Raw genomic sequence first — 9,119 nt, 5'->3', positions numbered from 1 at the left:
AGATAAAAACATACCCGTCAGTTTTCGAAAAAACACGAAAACTGACGGGCTTTTAATGAACTATGAATAATTCAGGTAAACGAATAATTTCAAATCAACTCAAACCCATTCAAAGCAAAATAGCTTAACCTCAAAAAATCCTATACCATTTTACAGACTGGTGCCTAGTAGTTTATGAAGCTATCAGTTGGCTTATTGACTTTCAAAACCATTAAGGCCATCCAGCAGTCGTTCTGCAAACCGGAATGATTGCTAAATAGCCTTAAATTTCGCGGTCAAACTACCTTAGCTAATCTTATTTGGATCCAAGATAATGTACGAAAAAGGTGAATCGTTTAAAGCCAGTAATTTTTCGAAATAATTTGTTTGGGGCATTGTTGTATGTGATAGTAGATCATTTGTTTGGAATTATTTTGTATTAGTTTCACAACTCGTCATTCATTGTGCTAAATTTGCCAATGATCAGCTAATAAAATTAGCTATTTCAGTATGTAGAACTCCTTTTCAAATTTATTCTCAGCATTAATGCCCGCACATAAAATATCAATAACAGGCTTTGGATAATCCAATGATAATTCCGTTATAATTTGCATCCAAATTATGCTTTCTCCATATTAATTGTAATGTGACTGGCCTCTATCCGCCTGATTCATATTCACCACACATTCAAACAACTAGCGCAACAGATCCCTTCATGGTAGGATAAAGGCAAATTTAGTTGACAGACAATCTAATATTATTATCAGTAAATGACCGAAGGAAGGATTTTTATGCAATCATTGGAAGATCAATTACAGCAGCTATCCCCAGAGGATCTGATTAAGCTCACATCCGGAGCGGATTTTTGGCGGTCAGCTGCCCTCCCGAAACACCAAATTCCGAGCTTTCGCATGAGTGATGGGCCCAATGGACTGCGTTATCAAGCTGGCGAGGGCGATGCGTTGGGAATAAATGAAAGTGTTATCAGCACGTGTTTCCCAACTGCCAGCGCCGTTGCCTGTACCTGGGATCCTCAGCTGATTTCTGAAATGGGGCAAGCGATTGGCTTGGAAGCCCGCAGTTTAAAAGTCGACATGGTTTTGGGACCGGGGATTAATATCAAACGTAATCCCCTCTGCGGCCGCAACTTTGAATATTTCAGCGAAGATCCTTACTTGGCCGGGATAATTGGGGCTGCCTGGATCAAAGGCCTGCAGTCACAAGGCGTCGCTGCGTGTTTGAAACATTTCGCCGGGAATAATCAGGAGAACGATCGACTATTGTCGGATTCATTAATTGATCCCATTGCCCTTCATGAACTCTATTTGGAAGCCTTTCGAATTGCCGTGCAAACTGCCCAGCCTGAAGGCATCATGTGCTCATATAATAAAATCAACGGTACCTATGCCAGCGACAACGCCTATTTATTGACGGATGTTTTACGCCGGCAATGGGGCTTTTCAGGAACCGTGGTCACGGATTGGGGCGCGTTAAACGATAAGGTTACCAGCCTCAATGCCGGCGGTGATCTTGAAATGCCATCGAGCCACAACATGTTTGACCAGCAGGCTTTGACCTCGCTGAAAACTGGTCGTTTGAAGCCCGAAGCCCTTTCTCGAGCTGCAGGCAACGTTGTGCGCGTCGCCGAAAAACGCCGACCTGACTTTAAAGATGACCGTCAAGCTTTGTTAACTCAGCATGGTCAGTTGGCTCAGCGAATTGAGGAGAATGCAGCCGTTCTCCTAAAAAATGAGGATCAAATTTTGCCAATTCAACCCTCACAAAGGATTCTGGTGGTTGGTGAAATGGCCGCCGAGACCCGCTATCAAGGCGCTGGTTCTTCTCATATCAATCCACCGGCTCAAACTTCAATTTTATCGGGTTTGACCAAGGCAAACATTCCCCATGACTATGAGCAGGGTTACGCGTTTTCAAAGGCCAACGATGCGCAGTTAACGCGTGCAGCTGAAACTGCCGCTAAAGATGCCCAAACAGTCCTGGTCGTTGTCGGCTTACCAGAAAGTGATGAATCAGAAGGCTTCGACCGCCAAAACATGAAGCTCCCTGATAATCAAAATGCTTTGATTGACCGCCTGGCTGCCATCAATTCAAATTTAATCGTCTTATTAGTTGCCGGCGCACCAGTTGAACTGCCATGGCGTAACAAAGTTAAGGGGTTGATCAACCTCTATTTGGGCGGTCAGTTTGTGGGAGACGCCGCTGCCAATCTATTAACTGGCAAAGTCAATCCTTCCGGAAAGTTAGCGGAAAGCTACCCCATTTCGTATCTGGATGTGCCCTCAGCTGACCTGTATGACAAAAATCCTCGCTCAGTCGCTTACGCTGAGAGTGTTTACGTTGGTTACCGCTACTATGAAAAAGCGAATCAGCCCGTAGCTTTTCCATTTGGCTTCGGCTTAAGCTACACCACCTTTGACTTAACTGCTGCAAAATTAAGTCAGCCAACAATCCAAGCCGACCAGTCAATCGATGTGCAGGTCACCCTTACCAACAGCGGCAGCCGTGACGGTGCTGAGGTGGTTGAAGTGTTCGTTGGCAATCCAGCGCAACGGACGTTAAAACCACTTAAGGAATTAAAAGGCTTCCAAAAGGTCTTTTTGAAAGCCGGCGAAACTAAATCTGTGACCATCACGCTGTCCGCTCAAGCATTTAGCGAATGGAACGATCAGCAACAACAATGGCAATTACCGACGGCCAAAAAATCAGTCATCGTCAAAATTGGCTCTACTCAGCAAACGCTCAGCCAGCCAGTCCAAGCTTCCGGTCAATCATCGCCAACGACTCAGGAAATGCCCGCTTGGTACACAACCCCAATTGGCAAACCCAGTCTGGCAGACTTCACGGCAATGAGTGGCTTGAAAGTTCAGCCACAAACACCGCCCCAGCCTGGCCAATATACTCGGTTGAACACGCCGCGGGAACTTGGAGCCCACTCTGTCATTATTCGCACCATTGCCAATATCTTAAAAAAGAACATGACCAAAGACATCGCAGATCCCGACAGCTCCGAAGCTCGCTTCATGGTGACCATTGTCATGGATACGCCATTGATTCGGCTGGCTCAGCAGTCCAGCGGCAAACTGTCCCTTAGCCTAGTAGATAGGCTGGTTGCCTTGGCCAATCGCCATTATTTAAAAGCAATTTTTGGTTGATAACGATCATTAGCTTCTGAGGAGGCCATCTCATGAGACAAACATCAAATTGGCAGCTTGCACCCGCACTGTTATCGATTTCAATTCTCTTAACAAGTGCCAACGCGGTCGCTGGCACCATTCCACTGATGGCAGCGAAATTTCCAACGGTTCCGCTGAGCCAAATTGAAAGTTTAACCACAATCCCCAGCCTAAGTGTGTTAATCTTTGTTGTTTTAAGTAATCCAATTGCTAAAAAATTGGGTAACAAAGTAACCGTCCTCTTGGGCGTTTCAATCGTCTTGATTGCCGGCTTAATCCCGATTGCTGCCAATTCCTTTTGGCTGATTCTGAGCTCTCGATTCCTTTTGGGAGCTGGAATTGGGCTATTCAATGCCATGGCCTATAGTTTAATCAGTTCGTACTACCAAGGAGCTAAGCGGCAAACCATGATGGGATATCAAGGATCTGTTAACTCACTGGGAAATATTCTGATGTTTTTAATTTCATCATTGCTGATTAGATTTGGCTGGCGTCAGGTTTATTTATATTATTTAATCGCAATTCCAGTCTTTATCTTATTCTGGTGGGGCACGCCAAATCAACGCCCCGCAGCCGAAAACCAGGAAGAATCGTCAACTGCTCAACCGCAGCTTGGGTTAGGGCAATTACTAAAAGGCCGCTTAATGATTTATGCGTTACTCGTGCTGTTTAGCATGATGATTATGCAGACGGTTATCGTTAAAATTTCAGGATTAATTTTGAGCGCCGGTTATGGCAAAATCGCTGATGGGAGTATTGCTCTGGCCATCTTGGGAGTCGCTAATATGATTGGCGGCACCCTTTATGGTCAGATATTCAAATTGCTTCATCGATTGATTCTGCCCCTTGGACTGCTAATTGCCGCTGTGGCTCTATTTGCGCTGGCCCACTCCGAATCCCTGTGGCTGACCTACACCTTAACCACGGTTGCCGGTTTAAGCACTTCTCTGGTCGGCCCTTATTTGTTTGCGGGATCCGCTGAAATTGCCGGCAAAGGCAACGAAACGCTGGCTTCATCCGTCCTCATTGTTGGCATCAATATCGGCGTGTTCATTACCCCGTATGCGTTATCTGGCCTCAGCCACTTAATCGGCAGTGATCAACCAGGCCCAATTCTGGTAGCCGTCAGTATCATCTTAGCCGTAATCGGCGGACTCACCTTCTTATTGAGGGAACCAGAATAAATTGGGCTTGACCTGGGCTGGCTTGTTAACCACTACTTCACCATTTTATTAATCTAATGTTTCATCAGCCCATTTGTCAAAAATGCCGTGATATGTTTGATTTCGTCCGTCACATTAACTGGCATGTTCAACAACCGTTTACCAAAATAGCCTAAAATCGCAGTAAACAGAAACTGAATAATATAATCTTCCGGCAAGTCAACCATCTTGCCGGCTTTTTGTAGTCGCTTAATATTTGGCACAACGTTGGTTGACATTTGGTTGGTAAAAGCCGCTTTGAGCTGGTTAATAACGCCCTGGTCGTCAACAATAATCTGGTCAGCCATCAACTTCAGCGCTGCATAATTCTTATCAATAAATTTCAGCCGGTCCGGGACAATTGCGTCAACAAAGCTTTCAACGTCGTCAAATGAATGCTGAAAAGCCGCCGTCCCAAATTCATCAACCGCTTGTGGCAAGGCCTGGGTCAAGAGTGGCGTTAAGACGGCCACTAACAGCGCCTGCTTATTTTGAAACCGCTGATAGACTGACCCAACAGCAACCCCAGCCCGCTCGGCAATCTGGGCACTGGAAGTTTCGCTAAAGCCTTGTGAGGAAAACAACTCGAGTGCCGCTTGTAAAATTTGTTTTTGTTTATCCGTTAAATCGTCCATTTTCTTTAAAGTCTCTTTATACAACTCTTGAAAATCATTCTCGCCGTTTGCCACGGTCCCCACCTCATTTCAATCTTTAGTTTAGCTGACTTTCAAATATTGCACAAACTTGTTTGACATTTTGGTAAAAAAAGACTAACCTTGCGTTTGTTCATACAATGAATGATCATTCATTCATAATTTGAGAGGGGCTTAAAAATGACAAAATGGTTTACAAATAAATTTAGTTGGTTGGGGCTCTTAATTGCTTCCTTCATCTCACTATCATTTGTGTTTTGTGCATTACCAGCATTTAAGCAGATGCCGACCAACGCAAAAAATTTGCCGGTTGTGATCGTTAATCAGGACAACCAGCAAATTTCAAATAAAGTGACGGCTGGTTTGAAAGATAATCTGCCGTTTAAACACGTTACGACTTCGACTGACTTAGCTCGAACGAAGCAACGAATTAAGGATCGCAAAGCATCCCTGGCGGTCGTAATTCCCACCGGATTCAACAAGGATGTTCAGGCTGGCAAACAGCCAACATTGAACTTTGTCGTCAACAACGCCAACAGCATGCTGCAGACTAACGTCAATCAGTCATTAATCTCGCGGGTTCAAAGTACCGTGAATGCGCAGTTAACCCACCAAGCGCTGGTAGGAATGTACGCTAAACAGCTTGCGCCCAAGATGATGAAGACTGCCATGCAGGCCGGGATGAAGACGGCAATGCAAAAGGCGATGGCCGCCTCAAAGGGTCAAGCAGTGAACCAGAAACAAATTCAGCGGCAAGTTCAGGCACGGGTTCAGCCAAAAGTTCAAAAACAAATAATGGCTCAAGCCACCAAGATGGCCGCCCCATTCAATCTCACCGCCAAATCAACTACTAATATGATGGGCACCAAGCAGCCAAATATGCAGCACCAAATGGCACCGATGTTTACCTCCATGGGTCAATATCTTGGGTTAATGATCGCCTCAATTATTATGACCATGACCTTTATGTCGGTCCGGTTCATCGCAGGAAAATGGCGAACCTTTGCCGGCCTGCAAATTACTGGTCTGATCACAACTTTTGTGGTTGCATTGATTACGGTTGGGGCCTTACGTAGCCTGGTCTGCTTTGATGGCAGTATTTTCAATGGCCTCCTCTGGCACAGTTATCTCTATGATTTTGCCGTCTTTGAATTTACCAGTGGTCTCGCCCTGCTTTGTGGCGGTTTGCCAAGCTTTCTTCTCCAGCTGCCACTTTTTGTCCTACAAATCTTGGGTGGTGGTGGTACCCTACCACGTGATGCCATGTCTGGCGTCTATCAATTTATCAGTCAAACCACGCCAATGTACCAGAATATTTACAGTGATTTCAATATCATGGCTGGCCTTGGCAACACCGGCGCCTTCGAACAAACCCTCTGGTGGCTTATTCTCGGCGGACTCGTGTTAGGCGGCCTGGCCGTTTGGATTGGGTATCGAAGTAAGGAACGACGGGGTTTAGCAGCCGTTATTCCGGCAGTCTTTTAAATCAAACACGACAAACTTGTCGTGACCATCAAAAAAAGGGTCCATTATTCTCAGAGAAATTTTCTGAGAACAATGGGGCCTTCTTTTTCTGTCCGTTTATAACTGGCAATCCATTAATAAATTACAAGGAGACGGAAATATATCCCCTTAATTTAAATAATCAGTAAACAATTTCTCGTAAATTTCAATAAAATCTAAATACATTTGTTTATCGACAGATTCATCAACCTGATGAACGCTGTTGTTGCCAGGACCAAAAATGATAAACGGAAAGGCTTTGGGCTTGTCCCGCAGCATGTTTGAAGCATCGGTAACCGCCGGAATGGCACCGGCTGGAATATCTTTGCCGGCATATGGCTTGGCAATTTTTTGGGCTAATTGAATCAAATCAGAATCGCCACTAGTTTCAACCGACCGCTGAGACATGTAAGTGTCTTTTGAAATTTGGGCACCCGCTTGATTTTGTTTTTCAACTAGTTTGTCCAGTAACGCTTCCACCACGTCATTATCAAATTCAGGGATGGTTCGAACATTAATGTCGGCAACCGCCTGCTCTGGAATCGAATTTACCTGATTACCACCTTGGAAAATTGTGGTATTAAAGCTCAATCGGCCCAAAAGTTGACTCTTCTTATCAGTCGTCCGGAATTCATGATTGGCATCGTGCAACAGGTCAATTAACGGATCAATCGCATTATAGCCATTTTCTGGCATTGAACTATGGGCAGCCTTCCCTTTGGAGGTCAGTCGAATATCCATCGATCCCTTATGGGCATATGCTAATCGGTACCCCGATGGCTCGCCGATAATCAAAGCATCAACATCCTTCATCGAGCCATCATCCGCGAACGTTCTCGAGCCGACTTCACCAACTTCTTCACCCATTGTAGCCATTAAGCGAAGCGTCCCTTTTTTCAGAAGGCCTTGATCGTGAATCTCAATCATTGCGATCACCATAGCCGCTAAGCCAGATTTCATATCTGAGGCACCGCGACCAAATAATTGACCATCCCGCTCCACCAAAGTGAACGGATCGCTGGTCCACTGAGACTCATCCCCGGCGGAAACGACATCCATATGCCCTGAAATGCCAAGCACCGGATTGCCACTGCCAATCTCTGCTTTCAAGTCTGTCCGCCGATCACTGATTGGCATGATTGTCGCCTGAATGCCATGTTGAGCAAGCAGATCTTTTAAGTATTCGCTAACCTTTTCTTCGTCTGTATTGACTGATTTAATGGCAACTAAATCTTGAAAGATTTGAAGCCGCTGTTCTTCTGAAATGACTGCCATTGAATTCCTCCTTGAGTTAGTCCTTTAAGTTGTCAATAAGTAGGGCTAACTAAATAGTACCTGGTACAATTTCTATTTTAGATTGGTCAATTCAAATAACAAGCCTAAAAGGCATTGGTTAGCGTTAAAAACGTCATCGTTTCAAGCAACCTGAGGGCTATTTTCACTCCCCCTCATCCTTACCTTAAGCCATCTTAATCAAACCAACCCCGACAATCATTAGTACCATGCCCAACGCTTGGGCTGGCACCATCTGTTGCTTCGGCGACCGCCACCAGCCAAACTGCTGAATCAGAATTGAGCCGATGATTTGCCCGATCAATCCCATCATGATCGTCAAGCCAGTGCCAATTCGGGGAACCGCGATCACCGTTACCAGTAGAAATGTGCCACCCAGGAGGCCGCCAAGCCAATTCCAGGGTTTCATGGCTTTGAGTTCGCTGACCGTTGGAATCCGTTTGTCAACCAGCCCAGCTACAATGGCTATCAGAATTGTCCCAATAAAAAACGAGATGAACGCCGCCTGAGTTGTTGAGTGCAGTTGCGTGCCTAAATGGCCGTTGATTGCCTGCTGCATTGCGGCCAGAACGCCAACGATAATTCCCCAGACTTGCCAGCCAATCACCACAGCGGGATGATTCTGTTTGGCAACGACTGAATCGAATTGCCTCACGTCCCGGTTTCTCAAGCTTGGTAGGACGACCGCAACCGTTACCCCGATAACCAAAATAATAATGCCGGTAAATCGTAACGAAGTCATTGCAACTTCTTCTGCACCAAACCACCCAAACAAATCGATCACCGATCCCATGACAATTTGGCCAACGATCGGCAAAATCGTTGTTTGAATGGCGCCAATTTTGGAAAACAATAAAATGTTGGAGGTCAAATAGATGGCACCTAATAATCCCCCAAGCCAAACCCACAGTGGCTGAGCTTGAATAAAGGCGATGCTTGGAAAAAGCCGGCCACTCGTACTCAAAGCTAGGAGAGCTAAGTAGAGCGTCCCAACAATAAAGGAGATCGTCCCGGCAATCAGTGGCGATCTAACCAACCGACTTAAATCGGCATTCACCGGGCTCTGATTAGCTAACAAGAACCCGGCGATTAATGAAATTAACATAAATATCAGCACTGGGACCACCCTCGCAATCGTGTATGTCAATTGAACATGATCATAATAAATGAACACACCGAGTTTCTAAAAGCAGCTAATTTTCGACAACACTGAAAATTAGGGTTCTACAATATCTGTTGTTGGTAATAGATTTTATCTATTACTGATGACAGATTTTTTGTTTCTCGTTAGAATA

At 45.3% G+C, this 9,119-nt stretch carries 6 protein-coding genes; 3 read left to right on the top strand and 3 right to left on the bottom strand.

The genetic code is table 11. From position 1 onward, the window contains the following. The first annotated feature begins 770 nt into the window (after nt 1–770). Nucleotides 771–3,152: a glycoside hydrolase family 3 C-terminal domain-containing protein gene (locus QUF07_RS12365; RefSeq protein WP_289427656.1), complete on the top strand. Its 2,382-nt coding sequence runs from the start codon at nt 771–773 to the stop codon at nt 3,150–3,152. 32 nt (nt 3,153–3,184) lie between these two features. Next, on the top strand, nt 3,185–4,357 hold the full coding sequence (locus QUF07_RS12360) for an MFS transporter (protein WP_289427654.1): 1,173 nt from the start codon (nt 3,185–3,187) through the stop codon (nt 4,355–4,357). Between the two features lie 53 nt (nt 4,358–4,410). Here the strand turns inward: QUF07_RS12360 and QUF07_RS12355 are convergent, their stop codons facing one another. Beyond that, nucleotides 4,411–5,064, bottom strand: a complete 654-nt coding sequence (locus QUF07_RS12355) for a TetR/AcrR family transcriptional regulator (protein ID WP_289427652.1) — start codon at nt 5,062–5,064, stop codon at nt 4,411–4,413. Nucleotides 5,065–5,208: 144 nt separating this feature from the next. On the opposite strand from QUF07_RS12355, the gene QUF07_RS12350 reads away from it, so the two are divergent. Then, the gene (locus QUF07_RS12350) at nt 5,209–6,513 is read left to right on the top strand and encodes an ABC transporter permease (RefSeq protein ID WP_289427650.1); all 1,305 of its coding nucleotides are present in this window, start codon (nt 5,209–5,211) and stop codon (nt 6,511–6,513) included. Between the two features lie 147 nt (nt 6,514–6,660). On the opposite strand, the gene QUF07_RS12345 is transcribed toward QUF07_RS12350, so the two are convergent. Then, complete coding sequence (locus QUF07_RS12345; RefSeq protein ID WP_289427649.1) at nt 6,661–7,806, bottom strand: ArgE/DapE family deacylase; 1,146 nt, start codon at nt 7,804–7,806, stop codon at nt 6,661–6,663. A gap of 184 nt (nt 7,807–7,990) precedes the next feature. Further along, nucleotides 7,991–8,941 (bottom strand): DMT family transporter, encoded by a 951-nt coding sequence (locus QUF07_RS12340; protein WP_289427648.1) that lies wholly within the window; start codon nt 8,939–8,941, stop codon nt 7,991–7,993. Between the last annotated feature and the right edge of the window lie 178 nt (nt 8,942–9,119).

This window comes from Lentilactobacillus sp. TOM.63, assembly GCF_030361045.1.
Taxonomy (GTDB): domain Bacteria; phylum Bacillota; class Bacilli; order Lactobacillales; family Lactobacillaceae; genus Lentilactobacillus; species Lentilactobacillus dabitei.
The sequence above is the reverse complement of the archived record's forward strand: the minus strand, read 5'-3'. Positions and strand labels throughout refer to the sequence as shown.

Bases quoted from the DNA above. Each gene is read 5' to 3' on its own strand.
- QUF07_RS12365 (WP_289427656.1), top strand. From the start codon at position 771: ATGCAATCATTGGAAGATCAATTACAGCAGCTATCCCCAGAGGATCTG.
- QUF07_RS12360 (WP_289427654.1), top strand. From the start codon at position 3,185: ATGAGACAAACATCAAATTGGCAGCTTGCACCCGCACTGTTATCGATT.
- QUF07_RS12350 (WP_289427650.1), top strand. From the start codon at position 5,209: ATGACAAAATGGTTTACAAATAAATTTAGTTGGTTGGGGCTCTTAATT.
- QUF07_RS12345 (WP_289427649.1), bottom strand. From the start codon at position 7,806: ATGGCAGTCATTTCAGAAGAACAGCGGCTTCAAATCTTTCAAGATTTA.